This is a genomic window from Xanthomonas sp. NCPPB 3174 (genome assembly GCF_056725205.1).
The window spans coordinates 4,171,506-4,186,003 of the sequence record NZ_CM161517.1; the positions used below are offsets into that span (position 1 = coordinate 4,171,506).

The following is a 14,498-nucleotide window of genomic DNA, read 5'->3' on the forward strand; positions in this document are numbered from 1 at the left end:
CGCCGCGGCCCGTGGCCGGCGCGCGCCCAGGCCACGCGGCTCAGCTCAGAAAGTGCTGGTAGCCGCTACGCGGCGGTTGCCATGGTTGGCCGTCGGCATCGCGCACCACGATGTCGCGGCCGGCGACGATGCGCCCGATCGGTGTGGCCACGACCCCGACCGCCTGCAACGCCTGCACGATCGCCGCGCGCTGCGCCGGGTCGGCGGTGAAGCACAGCTCGTAGTCGTCGCCGCCGCCCAGTTGCCAGGCATGCACCTGTGCAGGGTCCGCATCGGCCGGGGCGGCGACCGCCGGCAGCGCGGCCAGGTCCAGTTCGGCGCCGACGCCGCTGCGCGCACAGATGTGCTCCAGGTCGGCCAGCAGGCCGTCGGAGACGTCCACGCAGGCACGCGCCAGGCCGCGCAGGCGCACGCCGGCCTGCACCCGCGGCGTCGGCCGCAGCAGGCGCTGGCGCAGGCGTTCGTGCAGGGGATCGGCGGCCGGCGCGGTCACGTCCAGGCGGCCGGCCTGCCACAGCGCCAGCGCCGCGGCGGCCTCGCCCGGCTGGCCGGTCACCCAGACCGCGTCGCCGACCTGCGCGGCGTCGCGGCGCAGCGCCGCCGTCGCCGGCACGCTGCCGATGGCGGTGACCGACAACGCCAGCGGCCCACGCGTGGTGTCGCCGCCGGCCAGGCCGATGCCGTGCGCGTCGGCCAGGGCGAAGAAGCCCTCGGCGAACGCATCGACCCAGGCCATGTCGACCTGCGGCAACGACAGCGACAGCGTGCACCAGCGCGGCTGCGCGCCCATCGCCGCCAGGTCGGACAGATTCACCGCCAGCGTCTTCCAGCCGATGTCGGCGGCCGCGGTCTCGGCCGGGAAATGCACCCCGGCATTGAGCGTATCGGTGGTGATCGCCAGCAACTCCCCCGCCGGCGGCAGCAGCAAGGCCGCATCGTCGCCGATGCCCAGCGGCAGGTCGTCACGCGCCCGGCTGCGCGCACGCAGGCGCTCGATCAGATCGAATTCGGGCATTGGAGGGCCGGGAGTGGGGATTCGGGATTGGGGATTGGCAAAAAGCGCGTCCGAGGACGGGAATGCCGCGCTTGCGAATCCCCAATCCCGAATGCCCAATCCCGCGCCGTCAGGCGCCTCCGCCCGACTCCACCGCGCGCCACTGCAGCGCGGCGCGGTCGAGGACGCCGTTGACGTAGGTGTGGCCGTGCTCGGAGCCGAAGCGTTTGGCGGTCTCGATCGCTTCGTTGATCACCACCCGGTACGGCACGTCCATGCGGTACAGCAGTTCGTAGGCGGCCAGGCGCAGCACCGCGCGCTCGATCGCATCTACTTCCTCGACCGTGCGGTCCAGGTAGCCGACCAGTGCTTCGTCCAGTTCGGCGCGGTGCTTGAGCACGCCTTCGACCAGGTTCTCGAAGTACACCAGGTCGGCGATCTCGTGGGCCTGCTCGTGCGCGAACTGGGCGATCACGTGCTGGGCATTGCCGCCGGAAATCTGCCAGGCGTAGATCGCCTGCAGCGCGCGCCGGCGCGCGCGCGAACGCAGGACCGGATCGACGCCGTCGCGGCGCGGGTGGTGCTTGTGGCCAGCGGGTTTGTTCACGGCAGCAGCTCCAGCAGGTTGACCATCTCCAGCGCGCCCAGCGCCGCTTCCTCGCCCTTGTTGCCGTGGCTGCCGCCGGCGCGCGCCTCGGCGTCCTCGACCTGCTCCACCGCGAGCACGCCGTTGAGCACCGGGATGCGGAAGTCCAGCGAGACGCGCAGCAAGCCCTCGGCGCAGCCGTCGGCGACGTGTTCGTAGTGGCGAGTGTCGCCCCGGATCACGCAGCCCAGCGCGATGATCGCGGCATGCTTGCCGGCCGCGGCCAGGCGGGCGGCGACCAGCGGCAGCTCCCACGCGCCCGGCACCCGGATCACGTCCACCGCGTCATCGGCGATGCCGTTGCCGGCCAGGCTCTGCCGCGCGCCGGCGACCAGCACGTCGGTGATGCGGGCGTTCCAGCGGCTGGCGATGATCGCGAAACGCGCCGACTCGGGAGTGCGGAGGTCGCCTTCGTAGTGGGACATGGCGGTGGCAGCTTGAGGGGGTGGGAGAGTTTAGCAGGCAGGGAGGCCGCGGCCCGGGCGAGGGAGAGCAGTCGCTCGCCCAGCGCCGATCCGGCACCAGAATCAGGCTTTGCCCAATCCCGAATCCCGATTCCCCAATCCCTGCCCCACCTCCACATGCTCCACCACCTCCAGCCCGAACCCGGCCAACCCGACCTGCCGGCGCGGGGTACCGAGCACGCGCAGCTTGCCCAGGCCCAGGTCGGCGAGGATCTGGCTGCCGGCGCCGTTGCGCCGCCACTGGCCCACGTCCTTGCCGTGCGCCGCCTCGGGCTGCGCGCGCAGCCGCGCCAGCAGCGCCTCGCTGTCGCGCGGCGCCGACAGCACGACCATCACCCCGCGCTCGGCGGCGGCGATCGCGCGCAGGGCGTCGCTGGCGGCCACGCCGAAATCGTCGCGGCGCCAGTGCAGCAGGTCGGCCAGCGGATTCTCCACCTGCACCCGCACCAGGGTCGGCGTCTCGGCGTCCGGGGTGCCGCGGACCAGGGCGAAGTGCAGGTCGTGGGCGATGCGGTCGCGGTAGGTGACCAGGGTGAAGCCGCCGAACTCGGTGTCGATCGGCCGCTCGTCGATGCGCTCGACGGTGTGCTCGGTGGCCAGGCGGTAGGCGATCAGGTCGGCGATCGAGCCCATCTTCAGGCCATGGGTGCGGGCGAACGCCTCCAGCTGCGGACGCCGCGCCATGCTGCCGTCCGGGTTGAGCACCTCCACCAGCACGCCGGCCGGCTCCAGCCCCGCCAGCATCGGCAGGTCGCTGGCGGCCTCGGTGTGGCCGGCGCGGGTCAGCACCCCGCCCGGCTGGGCGATCAGCGGGAAGATGTGGCCGGGCTGGCTGAGGTCGTGCGGCTTGGCGTCCGGCTTGACCGCGGTGCGCACGGTGTGGGCGCGGTCGTAGGCGGAGATGCCGGTGGTCACGCCCTCGGCGGCCTCGATGCTGACGGTGAAGTTGGTATGGAATTGCGCGGTGTTGCGCTGGACCATCGGCGCCAGGCCCAGCTGCGCGCAGCGCTCGCGGGTCAGCGACAGGCACACCAGGCCGCGCGCGTGGGTGACCATGAAGTTGATGTCCGAAGGCTTGACCAGCTCAGCGGCCATGATCAGGTCGCCCTCGTTCTCGCGGTCCTCGTCGTCGACGATGACCACCATGCGGCCGGCGCGGAGTTCTTCCAGCAGCTCGGGGACGGAAGCGAAATTCAGGCTCGGGGTAACGGAAGGCGACATGCGGGAACTCGTGGAAAGACGGAGGATGCCGCGCGCGCCGCGGACAGCGGCGCAGCGTGGCGGATAGGGGAAAAGGCCGGACGACGCCAGGATCAGTCCTGGCGGCCCTGCAGCAGGCGTTCGACGTAGCGTGCGACCAGGTCGATCTCAAGGTTCACCGCCGCACCGACCGCGGTGTGCGCGAACGCGGTGTGCGCCACGGTGTGCGGAATCAGCGCGACCTCGAAGCCTTGCGCATCCACTTCATTGACGGTGAGGCTGACCCCGTCCACGCAGATCGAGCCCTTCTTGGCGATGTAGCGCAGCAGCGACGCCGGCGCAGCGAAGCGCCAGCGCTGCGCGCGCGCGTCGTCGTGGATCGACAGCACCTCACCGAGGCCGTCGACGTGGCCGCTGACCAGGTGCCCGCCGAGGCGGTCGCTGGGGCGCATCGCCCGCTCCAGGTTCAGCGCCGCGCCCTCGGCCAGGCGGCCGAGCGTGGTCAGCGCCAGGGTTTCGGTGGAGGCGTCGGCCTGGAACGCCGCCGCGTCGAAGGCGATCACGGTCAGGCACACGCCATTGACCGCGATGCTTTCGCCCAGGCGCACGTCGGCGAACGGCAGGCTGCCGGTGGCGAAGGTGAAGCGCAGATCGCCGCCCTGCGGCTGGCGTGCGGCGAGGTGGCCGACGCCTTCGATGATTCCGGTGAACATAGCTACGTTTCTCGCAATGGGGTGAGCGAAAAACGCCACAAGGCAAACAGGCACGCGCACAGCCGCGAGGCTGCGCGAAAGCCGTCTTCTTTCATCCGGACTATACCGTCGGCCCCGGCATCGCACCGGATCTGCTGACCTTCCCGAGCCGGCGCGGCGCGCCTGCGCCGGGAAGCGCTCGCGGGCTCGTGCGCGAACGCACCTACCGCCGGTGGGGAATCGCACCCCGCCCTGAAGACGTTTGTGGTCGCCGGCGAACCGGCCCGGGCATTCTAGCAGGCGTGGTCAGGCGGGCCCGACCCGCACTGTCGACCAGGACAGGACACTGCATCGCGCGGTATGCCCGCCCCCAAGACAGCAATGTGAAATATTTGTTAAGATGCGCGTGGGCGACAGCGACGTCGCCCGTGTCCGCCCTGCAACGGGGCGCTGACACTGCCATTCATTCGGAGAGCATCACCCATGCGCAACACCCTGATCCTGGCTGCCCTGTTGGCGGCCGCACCCTTTGCTGCGTCGGCCGAGGGCCTGAGCTACAACTATGTCGAAGGCGGCTGGAACCGCACCGAGATCAACGTCAACGCGTCCTCCGAGGACATCACCGGCGGCTACCTGCGCGGCTCCTGGCAGATTGCCGAGCCGGCGTATGTGTTCGCCGGCTACCAGCGCGCCAGCGAGGACTTCGTCCTGTCCGAGGTGTACACCGCCAAGGTGACCGTGCAGCAGGCCAGCCTGGGCATCGGCTACCGGCAGGAAATGACCGAGCGCGTGGACTTCATCGCAGACGCCAGCGTGCTGCGGGTCAAGGCCGAAGCCGACCTGCGCGAGGACGGCGTGCGCCTCGGCCGCGGCTCCGATTCCAGCACCCTGGGTGCCGTCAATCTCGGGGTGCGCGGCAAGCCCTCGCCGCGGACCGAAGCCTGGATCAAGGCCGGCTACATCGACGGCAGCGACGCCGACGAAGGCAAGTTCGTCGGCACCGTTGGTGGCCAGATCAACTTCACTCGCACCTGGGGCATGGTCGGCGAATTCCAATACATCGATGACGCCAACCAGTACAAGATCGGCGTGCGCGCCAGCTTCTGATCCAAGACGTGGCGCCTTGCGCACATAAAGGGCACGCCGGCAAACACCGCCGGCGTGCCCTTTGCATTGATGCGTTCGTCGGCGGGCTCAGTCCGCTGCCGGGAGATAGCGCAAGCGCAAGTCCTGCCCCAGTTGCACGATGTCCGCAAGGTGCAGCGGCACCCGCTGCGCCATGGTCTTGATGCCGAGCCCGGCCAGCAGCGGACGAGCGGTATCCCCCAGCAACAGCGGCGCCATGTACACCAGCAACTCGTCGACCAGGCCGGCATGCAGCAACGCGCCGCTCAGCGTTGCGCCGGCTTCGACCTGCACCTCGTTGATCCCGCGTTCGGCGAGCAGGCGCAGCGCCGCATGCAGATCGCAGCGCCCGTCGTGCAGCGGCACGGCGGCGAATGTCGCGTGATCCAGCGTCGGCGGCACGCGGTCCGGCGCATGCAGATACAGGGTCGGTGCGCTGCCGTCGCGGACCTTGGCCTGGGCCAGGCTGCGCAGTTGCGCGTCCAGCACCACGCGCAGCGGCGGTATCACCTCGGTCGCCGCATCCAGGCGCACGGTCAGCGCCGGGTCGTCGGCCAGCACGGTGCCGGCGCCGGTGAGGATGGCGCCGGCGCGGGCGCGCCAATGCTGCACGTCCTGGCGCGCCGCCGCGCCGGTGATCCATTTCGATTCGCCGCTGGCCAGCGCGGTGCGTCCGTCCAGGCTGGCACCGAGCTTGATCCGCAGCCACGGTCGGCCGCGCTCCACCCGCGACAGGAAGCCCCGGTTGAGCGCGCGCGCCTGCGCTTGCATCAACCCGGATTGCACCGCGATGCCGGCTTCGCGCAGCAGTGCGAAGCCGCCGCCGTTGACCTGCGGGAACGGGTCGGCCATCGCCGCCACCACCCGCGCCACTCCGGCTTCGATCAGCGCCAGCGCGCATGGCGGCGTGCGGCCGTAGTGCGCGCATGGCTCCAGGGTCACGTAGGCGGTGGCGCCGCGGGCGCGTTCGCCGGCGGCGCGCAGCGCGAACACCTCCGCGTGCGGCCCGCCGGCGCGCTGGTGGAAGCCCTCGCCGACCACCGCGCCGTCGCGCACGATCACGCAACCGACCATCGGGTTCGGCCGCGTGGTGTAGGCGCCGCGCTCGGCCAGGCGCAGGGCCTGCGCCATCCAGCAATGGTCGTCGGCGGAAAAGCCGGGCGCCTGCGGAGCGCTCATGCGGCAGCGCCGCCGGCGTCGATACGCATCACTACGATCTGCAGCGGCCCCAGCGGCAGGTCGGCATGGCGCTGCCAGCCCAGGCGCTCGTAGAACGGCACCAGCACCGGCTCGCAGTACAGGTACAGCCACTGCACGCCGAAGCCCGCCGCGGCCTGCACGCAGTGCGCGACTAGGGCGGCGCCGACGCCGGCGCCGCGCGCCTGCGGCCGCACGTACAGCGTGGCCAGCCACGGCGAGAACTGGCGGATGCGCGCGTCGTCGTTCTGCAGCAGGCTCACCGACCCCAGCCAGTCCTCGCCGTCCAGGGCGATCCAGCTGGTGGGAATGCGCTTGTCGTCGCGATGGCTGCGCAGGTCGGCCTCGGCCTCGACCACGTTCCATTCCGGCAGCAGCGGACCGAAGGCCTGCAGATGTTCCTGCGCCAGCGCCGGGATGTGCTGCGCCGCCTCGGCCAGACAGACGATGCGCATGCGCTCAGCGCTTGCCGGTCTTGTCGCCCGGCTTGGCCGCGCGCACCAGGTCCAGCAGCGGCAACTGCTCGCTGCCGACCGGCAATTCGCGCTCGAGCTTCTCGATCTCCTCGCGGAAATCGGCCACGTCCTGGAAGCTGCGGTACACCGAGGCGAAGCGCACATAGCCGACATGATCGAGCTTGCGCAGCTCGGCCATGACGTACTCGCCGACCCGGATCGAGGGCAGTTCGCGCTCGCCGGACATGCGCAACTGATGCACCACCGCACGCACCGCCGCCTCGATCTGTTCCTCGGCCACCGGTCGCTTCTGCAGCGCGCGATCGAAGCTGGTGCGCAGCTTGCGCGCATCGAACGCCTCGCGACCGCCGTCGCTCTTGATCACCGTCGGCAGCTTGAGCTCGATCGTCTCCAGCGTACTGAAGCGCTCGCCGCAGGCCTCGCACTCGCGACGCCGGCGGATCGTCGCGCCATCCTCGGACACGCGCGAATCGATCACCCGGGTATCGGTGTGCTGGCAGAAGGGGCAGTGCATCAGGGGCTGGGATTGGGGATTGGGGATTGGGGATTGGAAAAAGCAGAAACCTCAGGAGCCGAGCTTACGCCCAATCCCGAATCTCCAATCCCCAATCCCGGCTTCTCAGCCATACACCGGATACTTGCGGCACTGCGCGGTCACCGCGTCGCGCACGCGCGCCAGCACGGTGTCGTCGGCCGGGGCGTCGAGCACGTCGGCGATCCAGTTGGCCAGGTCGACGCAGTCCTGCTCCAGGTAGCCGCGGGTGGTGATCGCCGGGGTGCCCAGGCGCAGGCCCGAGGTCACGAACGGCGAGCGCGGGTCGTTGGGCACCGAGTTCTTGTTGACGGTGATGTGGGCCTTGCCCAGCGCCGCTTCCGCGTCCTTGCCGGAGACGTCGCGGCCGATCATGTCGACCAGCATCAGGTGGTTTTCGGTGCCGCCGGAGACGATCTTGTAGCCGCGCGCGATCAGGGTCTTGGCCATGGCCTGCGCATTCTTCACCACCTGCTGCTGGTAGCTGGCGAACTCCGGCTCCAGCGCTTCCTTGAACGCCACCGCCTTGGCCGCGATCACGTGCATCAGCGGGCCGCCCTGGATGCCGGGGAACACGATCGATTGCAGCTTCTTGGACAGGTCCTCGAGCGTGTCGCCGGCGCCGGCGGCACTGGCGACGATGATGCCGCCGCGCGGGCCGCGCAGGGTCTTGTGGGTGGTGGAGGTGACCACGTGCGCGTGCGGCAGCGGGGTCGGATACACGCCGGCGGCGACCAGGCCGGCCACGTGCGCCATGTCCACGAAGAAGTACGCGCCGACCTTGTCGGCGATGGCGCGGAAGCGCGCCCAGTCGATGACCTGCGAGTACGCGGAGAAGCCCGCCACCACCATCTTCGGCTTGTGTTCCAGGGCCAGGCGCTCGACCTCGTCGTAGTCGATCAGGCCCTGGTCGTTGACGCCGTACTGCACGGCGTTGAACAGCTTGCCGGAGGCATTGACCTTGGCGCCGTGGGTCAGGTGGCCGCCGTGCGCCAGCGACATGCCGAGGATGGTGTCTCCCGGCTGCAGCAGCGCGAAGTACACCGCCTGGTTGGCCTGCGAGCCGCTGTGCGGCTGCACGTTGGCGTAGTCGGCACCGAACAGCTGCTTGACCCGGTCGATGGCCAGTTGCTCGGCGACGTCGACGAATTCGCAGCCGCCGTAGTAGCGCTTGCCCGGATAGCCTTCGGCGTACTTGTTGGTCAGCTGGCTGCCCTGCGCTTCCATGACGCGCGGGCTGCAGTAGTTCTCGCTGGCGATCAGCTCGACATGGTCTTCCTGGCGGCCGGCTTCGGCGGCGATGGCGCGGGCCAGTTCGGGATCGTAGGTTTCGATGCGGGCGTCGCGCGGGAACATCGGGTCTCCGGGGGCATGGACAGAAGGCAGACGACTAGTTTAAGCCCCGCGCGCGCCCGAGGGCGAACCAAAACGCGAACGGCCTCTTGAAGGAGGCCGTTCGGCAGTGCTGCGGCGGGGATCAGCGGCCGCTGAGCACCAGGTCGGCGATGATGCCGGTGGCGACGGCGACCAGCAGCAGGTTGCCGGTGTCGTCGCGCACCCAGCGGTAGCCGTACGGCGGGCGCCGGACCTGGTAGCGGTCGTAGTCGTAGACCACGTAGTTCGGGCCGTAGTAGCGCTGGCCGCGCGCCCAGCGCGGCGGGCCCGGACGGTAGTAGACGACGTCGGGGCCATTGCGATAACCGTCGCGGTAGCCGCGATCGTAGGCGCGACGGGCATCGCGGCGATCGCGCTCGCGGTCGCGCCAGTCGCGATCGCGATCGGCGTCGCGGTATCCGCGGTCGTACCAGCCATGGTCGCGCGGGCCCGGTCCCGGGGGCGGGGGCGGCGGTCCCGGAGGACCCCAGCCCGGGCCCGGGCCACCCGGACCCCAGGCGAACGCGGATGGCGCCATGAAACCCAGCGCCAGCGCGGACGAGAGGGCAATTGTGGCAAGGCGTTTCATGTTCATGGCAGCTCCGTCACGTGGTGTGGCGATTGCATTTAGAGCCTTGCCGTCTGAACCGCCTCCTGCTGGAATCGGTTACGTATTCAGCTTTGCCGATCGGGCTAAGAAAGCGTTCATCCATGGGTACTTGCGGCCTGCGCGTGCAGGCGCAACAACGCGGCCTGCGCTGTGTCATCGGCTGGCAAATAGACCACCAGGCGGTTGCCGTTGCGCGGCGCCGACCACCAGTTGACCTGCTGCAGGCGCAGCTCGCCTTCCTGCGGATGGCGGAAGCGCTTGAGCTGATTTTCCACCCCGCGCACCTCGCGCCGCTGCCGCCACAGCGCATCGAACTCCGCCGAGGCGGCACGGTAGCGCGCCAGCAAGGCCTCCCATTCCGGCTCGCCCAGGTGCTCGGCCATCGCCGCGCGCAACATCGCCACCATGTGCTGCAGCACGTCCTGGCGATCGAGCAGCGCGTCGCGCCAGCGCGGATTGGTGAAGGCCTGATAGACGCAGTTGCGATCGGCATCCGCCAGGCCGGCCAGGGTCACGCCCATCAGCCGCTCGAAGGCCGGGTTGGCGCCGAGGATGTCGAAGCGCGGGGTCTGCAGCATCGCCGGCCACGGCCCGAGCTGGTCCAGCAGCATGCGCCCGGTGTCGGTCAGGCGCTGGCACGACGGCGGCGCCAGGGCCGTGGTCTCGCCCACCCCGGCCAGGGCCAGCACGTGCGCGGTTTCCACCTCCGAACACTGCAGGGCGCGGGCGATGGCGGTCAGCACGCGCGCCGAGGCGCGCACTGGGCGGCCCTGTTCCAGCCAGGTGTACCAGGTGACGCCGACATCGGCGAGCAAGGCCACTTCCTCGCGGCGCAGGCCCGGGGTGCGGCGCCTGCCGCCGCGCGGCAGCGCCAGGCGCGCCGGATCCAGGCTCTCGCGGCGGGCACGCAGGAAGGCGCCCAGCGCGCGTGCACGCTCGCCAGCCAGGGCCGGGCCGGACGCGGCCGCTGCGGCCGCCCGCTGCGGCGTGGGGGTGGAATGCGCGAGGTCCAGTTGCATCGTCTTCTCCGCGTCGTTGTCTGCCGGCACCGAACGATCCGGCGTCAGGTCCCGGCGCACGCCGCGCCGCCGCGTCCGGCCGCGCCTGAGACGCCGCTCCGGACCGTCAGGGAGGCACTGCCAGTACCAGGATAAATGAGTCCTTGTACCAGTTTATCGACTGCCCATACTGCGCGCCATGACCACGCCCACCTCCCCCGCTTCCGCCATGTCCGCCAGCGCCCCCACCCTGAGCCACCGCGGCCTGGGCATCCTGCTGATCGGGCAGATGCTGCCGCTGATCGACTTCTCCATCCTCAACGTGGCGCTCAGCTCGATCGCGCACACGCTGCATGCGTCGGCGACCCAACTGGAACTGATCGTGGCCGTCTACGGCGTCGCCTTCGCGGTGGGCCTGGCAGCGGGCGGCCGGCTCGGCGACAACCTCGGCCGGCGCCGCGTGTTCGGCGCGGGCGTGCTGCTGTTCGGCCTGGCCTCCTTGCTGTGCGGGGTCGCCGGCTCGGTGGGAGCGCTGCTGGCCGGCCGCATCCTGCAGGGCCTGGGGGCGGCGCTGGCGGTGCCGCAGATCCTCGCCACCATCCACGTCAGCCTGCACGGCAAGGCACATGCCCGGGCGCTGGCGCTGTACGGCTCGCTGGGCGGCATCGCCTTCGTCATCGGCCAGGTGCTGGGCGGATCGCTGGTCAGCGCCAACATCGGCGGCTCCGGCTGGCGCAGCGTGTTCCTGATCAACCTGCCGTTCTGCTTGCTGGCACTGGCCTGCCTGCGCGCGGTGCCGGAGACCCGCGCGGCACGGCGGATGCCGCCCGACCTGGCCGGCGCTGGGCTGCTGGGGCTGTTCCTGGCCTGCCTGCTGCTGCCGTTGGCGCTGGGCCCTTCCCTGCACTGGCCGCCGGCGTGCCTGGCGGTGCTGGCCGCGTGCCTGCCGCTGCTGGTGGCGCTGGCCCGGGTCGAACTGTGGCAGGAACGCCGCGGGCGCACGCCGCTGCTGCCGCCGGCCCTGCTGCGGCTGCCCAGCGTGCGCTTCGCGCTGCTGGTGGGCGGGGTGTTCTTCACCTGCTGGAGCGGCTTCATGTTCGTGCTGGCGCTGACCCTGCAGACCGGCGCCGGGCTGTCGCCGCTGCAGTCGGGCAATGCCTTCATCGTGCTGGGGGCGGCCTACTTCGCCTCCGCGCTGGTCAGCGCCCGCGTGGCGACGCGCTGCGGCCCGCTGCCGACGCTGTTGCTGGGCTGCATGGTGCAGATGCTGGGCCTGCTGGCGCTGGGCTGGACGCTGCACGCGGTGTGGCCGCATCCGGGCGCGGGCAACCTGGCGCCGGCGACGGCGCTGATCGGCGCCGGCCAGGCCTGGATCGTGGCCAGCTTCTACCGCATCGGCCTGTCGCAGGTGCCCACCGAGCATGCCGGCGCCGGCAGCGCCATGCTCTCCACCATCCTGCAGGCGGCCATGGGCCTGGGGCCGGCGGCACTGGGCGCGATCTACGCGCACGCCCACGGCGGCGGCAGCCTGGCCGCGATGCAGGCAGCGCTTCACAGCGAGTGGCTGGCGATGCTGCTGCTGGTGCTCTGCGCGCTGTTCTACCTGCGCCGGCAGCGCCACGCCGGCGCATCGTCGACGGCGTCGACCGCGGCACTGCCGCCGATCGCCGAATAGCCCGCGCAGCACCGCCAGCGCGTGTGCTGGCGCAACCGCGGCAACGATTGCCGGCGGCCGTCCGGCTATAATCCGTCATCCCTTTCGACGCCCTCCGGCTGCCGGCCGGCGGGCGCCCTGCGCCTTTGGAGCTGCCATGTCGCAATACATCTACACCATGAACCGGGTCAGTAAGACCGTGCCGCCCAAGCGCCAGATCATCAAGGACATCTCGCTGTCCTTCTTTCCCGGCGCCAAGATCGGCCTGCTCGGCCTCAACGGCGCCGGCAAGTCCACCGTGCTGAAGATCATGGCCGGCGTGGACACCGATTTCGAAGGCGAGGCGCGTCCGCAGCCCGGCACCAAGGTCGGCTATCTGGCGCAGGAGCCGGAACTCGATCCGAACAAGACCGTGCGCGAGTCGGTCGAGGAAGGCGTGGGCGAAGTGCTGCAGGCGCAGGCCGCGCTGGAAGCGGTGTACGCCGCCTATGCCGAGGAAGGCGCCGATTTCGACGCGCTGGCCAAGGAACAGGAGCGCCTGGAGGCGATCCTGGCCGCTGGCGACGCGCACACCCTGGAGAACCAGCTCGACGTGGCCGCCGACGCGCTGCGGCTGCCGCCGTGGGACGCCAAGATCGCCAACCTGTCCGGCGGCGAGAAGCGCCGCGTGGCGCTGTGCCGGCTGCTGCTGCAGAAGCCGGACATGCTGCTGCTCGACGAACCGACCAACCACCTCGACGCCGAGTCGGTGGAGTGGCTCGAGCAGTTCCTGGCGCGCTACACCGGCACCGTGGTCGCGGTCACCCACGATCGCTACTTCCTCGACAACGCCGCCGAGTGGATCCTGGAACTTGACCGCGGCCGCGGCATTCCGTGGAAGGGCAACTACACCGAATGGCTGATGCAGAAGGACGAGCGCCTGAAGCAGGAAGAGAACCAGGAAAAGGCGCGGCAGAAGGCGATCCAGAAGGAACTGGAGTGGGCCCGGCAGAACGCCAAGGGCGGCCGTTCCAAGGGCAAGGCACGTCTGGCGCGCCTGGACGAACTGCAGTCGGTCGATTACCAGAAGCGCAACGAGACCAACGAAATCTTCATCCCGCCGGGCGAGCGCCTGGGCAACTCGGTGATGGAGTTCAAGAACGTCTCCAAGAAGTTCGGCGACCGCCTGCTGATCGACAACCTGTCGATGATCATCCCGCCGGGCGCCATCGTCGGCATCATCGGCCCCAACGGCGCCGGCAAGTCGACCCTGTTCAAGATGATCACCGGGCAGGAGAAGCCGGATTCGGGCGAGATCGTGGTCGGCCCGACCGTGCAGCTGTCGTACGTGGACCAGAGCCGCGACAAGCTGGAAGGCAACCACAACGTGTTCCAGGAAATTTCCGGCGGCCTGGACATCCTCAACATCAACGGCGTGGAGATCCAGTCGCGCGCCTACATCGGCCGCTTCAACTTCAAGGGCCAGGACCAGCAGAAAATGGTCGGTTCGCTGTCCGGCGGCGAGCGCGGCCGCCTGCACATGGCCAAGACCCTGCTGCAGGGCGGCAACGTGCTGCTGCTCGACGAACCGTCCAACGACCTGGACATCGAAACCCTGCGCGCGCTGGAAGACGCGCTGCTGGAGTTCCCGGGCAACACCTTCGTGATCTCGCACGATCGCTGGTTCCTGGACCGCATCGCCACCCACATCCTCGCCTTCGAGGGCGACTCGCACGTGGAGTTCTTCCAGGGCAACTACCGCGAGTACGAGGAAGACAAGAAGCGCCGCATGGGCGACGACGCCGGCCCCAAGCGCCTGCGCTTCAAGGCGCTGAAGTAAGCCGCAGCGCGTTCATAGCAGCACCCGCCACGGCCCGCTTCGCGCGGGCCGTGCGCGTTTTGGGCAGCGCCTGTGATCGGCGCTGTCGTAGGAGCGGCTTCAGCCGCGACCGGGCACGCTCGGTCGCGGCTGAAGCCGCTCCTACGAAAACACACAGCGCGATGTCGATGCCGGTACTACAAGTCGTAGGAGAGCACGTCCTCGAAGCCGAACTTGTCGAAGTCGCGGATACGCGAGGGATACAGCCGACCGATCAGATGGTCGTGCTCGTGCTGCACCACGCGGGCGTGGAAGCCCTCGGCCTCGCGCTGCAGCGGGGTGCCGTCCGGCAGCACGCCGCGGTAGCGGATGTGCCGGTAGCGCGGGATCACCGCGCGCAGCCCAGGAATGGACAGACAGCCTTCCCAGCCGTCCTCCAGTTCGTCGGACAACGGCTCGATCTCGACGTTGGCCAGCGCGGTGCGCGGCACTGGCGGCGCGTCCGGATAGCGCGCGCTGCGCTCGAAGCCGAACACCATCAATTGCAGGTCCACCGCGATCTGCGGCGCGGCCAGGCCGACGCCGCGCGCAGCGTCCATGGTCTCGAACATGTCGGCCACCAGCGCATGCAATTGCGCGCTATCGAAGTCGGTGACCGGCGGCGCCTGGCGCAGCAGACGCGGGTCGCCCATGCGGATGATGTCGCGGATCATGGCGGGCTCCTGTGCGGGGATGGCC

15 protein-coding genes and 1 riboswitch are annotated in these 14,498 nt (G+C 70.2%); of the genes, 3 read left to right on the top strand and 12 right to left on the bottom strand.

Going from position 1 to position 14,498, the window contains the following annotated elements; translation table 11 throughout:
- Positions 1-40: 40 nt before the first annotated feature.
- From thiL to AC1PK7_RS17980, 5 genes are all read right to left on the bottom strand, one after another.
- A complete protein-coding gene (gene thiL / locus AC1PK7_RS17960; protein ID WP_481099014.1) occupies positions 41-1,015 on the bottom strand; it encodes a thiamine-phosphate kinase in 975 nt (324 codons plus the stop codon).
- A gap of 109 nt (positions 1,016-1,124) precedes the next feature.
- The gene (gene nusB / locus AC1PK7_RS17965; RefSeq protein WP_019801150.1) at positions 1,125-1,601 is read right to left on the bottom strand and encodes a transcription antitermination factor NusB; all 477 of its coding nucleotides are present in this window, start codon (positions 1,599-1,601) and stop codon (positions 1,125-1,127) included.
- A complete protein-coding gene (gene ribH, locus AC1PK7_RS17970; RefSeq protein ID WP_481099015.1) occupies positions 1,598-2,065 on the bottom strand; it encodes a 6,7-dimethyl-8-ribityllumazine synthase in 468 nt (155 codons plus the stop codon). Before ribH ends, nusB begins: the two co-directional genes overlap by 4 nt.
- Before the next feature lie 102 nt (positions 2,066-2,167).
- Positions 2,168-3,301, bottom strand: coding sequence for a 3,4-dihydroxy-2-butanone-4-phosphate synthase (gene ribB, locus AC1PK7_RS17975; RefSeq protein WP_481100929.1), 1,134 nt, complete (start codon positions 3,299-3,301; stop codon positions 2,168-2,170).
- A gap of 116 nt (positions 3,302-3,417) precedes the next feature.
- Entirely contained in the window at positions 3,418-4,017 is a 600-nt protein-coding gene (locus AC1PK7_RS17980) for a riboflavin synthase (protein WP_481099016.1), read from the bottom strand.
- A gap of 79 nt (positions 4,018-4,096) precedes the next feature.
- A riboswitch (FMN riboswitch) is annotated at positions 4,097-4,260 on the bottom strand.
- 219 nt (positions 4,261-4,479) lie between these two features.
- Here AC1PK7_RS17980 and AC1PK7_RS17985 point away from each other — a divergent pair.
- Complete coding sequence (locus tag AC1PK7_RS17985; protein WP_481099017.1) at positions 4,480-5,103, top strand: outer membrane beta-barrel protein; 624 nt, start codon at positions 4,480-4,482, stop codon at positions 5,101-5,103.
- 87 nt (positions 5,104-5,190) lie between these two features.
- On the opposite strand, the gene ribD is transcribed toward AC1PK7_RS17985, so the two are convergent.
- The 6 genes from ribD to AC1PK7_RS18015 form a co-directional block, all read right to left on the bottom strand.
- Positions 5,191-6,300, bottom strand: coding sequence for a bifunctional diaminohydroxyphosphoribosylaminopyrimidine deaminase/5-amino-6-(5-phosphoribosylamino)uracil reductase RibD (gene ribD, locus AC1PK7_RS17990; RefSeq protein ID WP_481099018.1), 1,110 nt, complete (start codon positions 6,298-6,300; stop codon positions 5,191-5,193).
- The gene (locus AC1PK7_RS17995; RefSeq protein ID WP_481099019.1) at positions 6,297-6,773 is read right to left on the bottom strand and encodes a GNAT family N-acetyltransferase; all 477 of its coding nucleotides are present in this window, start codon (positions 6,771-6,773) and stop codon (positions 6,297-6,299) included. Before AC1PK7_RS17995 ends, ribD begins: the two co-directional genes overlap by 4 nt.
- Positions 6,774-6,777: 4 nt before the next feature.
- Positions 6,778-7,308, bottom strand: a complete 531-nt coding sequence (gene nrdR, locus AC1PK7_RS18000) for a transcriptional regulator NrdR (RefSeq protein ID WP_010340907.1) — start codon at positions 7,306-7,308, stop codon at positions 6,778-6,780.
- Between the two features lie 105 nt (positions 7,309-7,413).
- Positions 7,414-8,682, bottom strand: coding sequence for a serine hydroxymethyltransferase (gene glyA, locus AC1PK7_RS18005; RefSeq protein ID WP_481099020.1), 1,269 nt, complete (start codon positions 8,680-8,682; stop codon positions 7,414-7,416).
- A gap of 121 nt (positions 8,683-8,803) precedes the next feature.
- Positions 8,804-9,295, bottom strand: a complete 492-nt coding sequence (locus tag AC1PK7_RS18010; RefSeq protein ID WP_481099021.1) for an RcnB family protein — start codon at positions 9,293-9,295, stop codon at positions 8,804-8,806.
- 110 nt (positions 9,296-9,405) lie between these two features.
- Positions 9,406-10,329 carry a helix-turn-helix transcriptional regulator gene (locus AC1PK7_RS18015; RefSeq protein WP_481099022.1) on the bottom strand — a complete coding sequence of 308 codons (924 nt, stop codon included), beginning with the start codon at positions 10,327-10,329 and terminating at the stop codon, positions 9,406-9,408.
- Positions 10,330-10,537: 208 nt separating this feature from the next.
- On the opposite strand from AC1PK7_RS18015, the gene AC1PK7_RS18020 reads away from it, so the two are divergent.
- Positions 10,538-11,983 (top strand): MFS transporter, encoded by a 1,446-nt coding sequence (locus tag AC1PK7_RS18020; protein WP_481099023.1) that lies wholly within the window; start codon positions 10,538-10,540, stop codon positions 11,981-11,983.
- A 136-nt stretch (positions 11,984-12,119) separates the two neighbouring features.
- Positions 12,120-13,781 (top strand): energy-dependent translational throttle protein EttA, encoded by a 1,662-nt coding sequence (ettA, locus tag AC1PK7_RS18025; protein WP_010341954.1) that lies wholly within the window; start codon positions 12,120-12,122, stop codon positions 13,779-13,781.
- A gap of 176 nt (positions 13,782-13,957) precedes the next feature.
- On the opposite strand, the gene AC1PK7_RS18030 is transcribed toward ettA, so the two are convergent.
- Positions 13,958-14,473, bottom strand: a complete 516-nt coding sequence (locus AC1PK7_RS18030; RefSeq protein ID WP_295949228.1) for a peptide deformylase — start codon at positions 14,471-14,473, stop codon at positions 13,958-13,960.
- Between the last annotated feature and the right edge of the window lie 25 nt (positions 14,474-14,498).

What these genes read in the sequence shown, in the direction of transcription:
- thiL (WP_481099014.1), bottom strand. Translation starts at nt 1,015, where the DNA reads ATGCCCGAATTCGATCTGATCGAGCGCCTGCGTGCGCGCAGCCGGGCG.
- ribH (WP_481099015.1), bottom strand. Translation starts at nt 2,065, where the DNA reads ATGTCCCACTACGAAGGCGACCTCCGCACTCCCGAGTCGGCGCGTTTC.
- AC1PK7_RS17980 (WP_481099016.1), bottom strand. Translation starts at nt 4,017, where the DNA reads ATGTTCACCGGAATCATCGAAGGCGTCGGCCACCTCGCCGCACGCCAG.
- AC1PK7_RS17985 (WP_481099017.1), top strand. Translation starts at nt 4,480, where the DNA reads ATGCGCAACACCCTGATCCTGGCTGCCCTGTTGGCGGCCGCACCCTTT.
- ribD (WP_481099018.1), bottom strand. Translation starts at nt 6,300, where the DNA reads ATGAGCGCTCCGCAGGCGCCCGGCTTTTCCGCCGACGACCATTGCTGG.
- AC1PK7_RS17995 (WP_481099019.1), bottom strand. Translation starts at nt 6,773, where the DNA reads ATGCGCATCGTCTGTCTGGCCGAGGCGGCGCAGCACATCCCGGCGCTG.
- nrdR (WP_010340907.1), bottom strand. Translation starts at nt 7,308, where the DNA reads ATGCACTGCCCCTTCTGCCAGCACACCGATACCCGGGTGATCGATTCG.
- glyA (WP_481099020.1), bottom strand. Translation starts at nt 8,682, where the DNA reads ATGTTCCCGCGCGACGCCCGCATCGAAACCTACGATCCCGAACTGGCC.
- AC1PK7_RS18010 (WP_481099021.1), bottom strand. Translation starts at nt 9,295, where the DNA reads ATGAACATGAAACGCCTTGCCACAATTGCCCTCTCGTCCGCGCTGGCG.
- AC1PK7_RS18015 (WP_481099022.1), bottom strand. Translation starts at nt 10,329, where the DNA reads ATGCAACTGGACCTCGCGCATTCCACCCCCACGCCGCAGCGGGCGGCC.
- AC1PK7_RS18020 (WP_481099023.1), top strand. Translation starts at nt 10,538, where the DNA reads ATGTCCGCCAGCGCCCCCACCCTGAGCCACCGCGGCCTGGGCATCCTG.
- ettA (WP_010341954.1), top strand. Translation starts at nt 12,120, where the DNA reads ATGTCGCAATACATCTACACCATGAACCGGGTCAGTAAGACCGTGCCG.
- AC1PK7_RS18030 (WP_295949228.1), bottom strand. Translation starts at nt 14,473, where the DNA reads ATGATCCGCGACATCATCCGCATGGGCGACCCGCGTCTGCTGCGCCAG.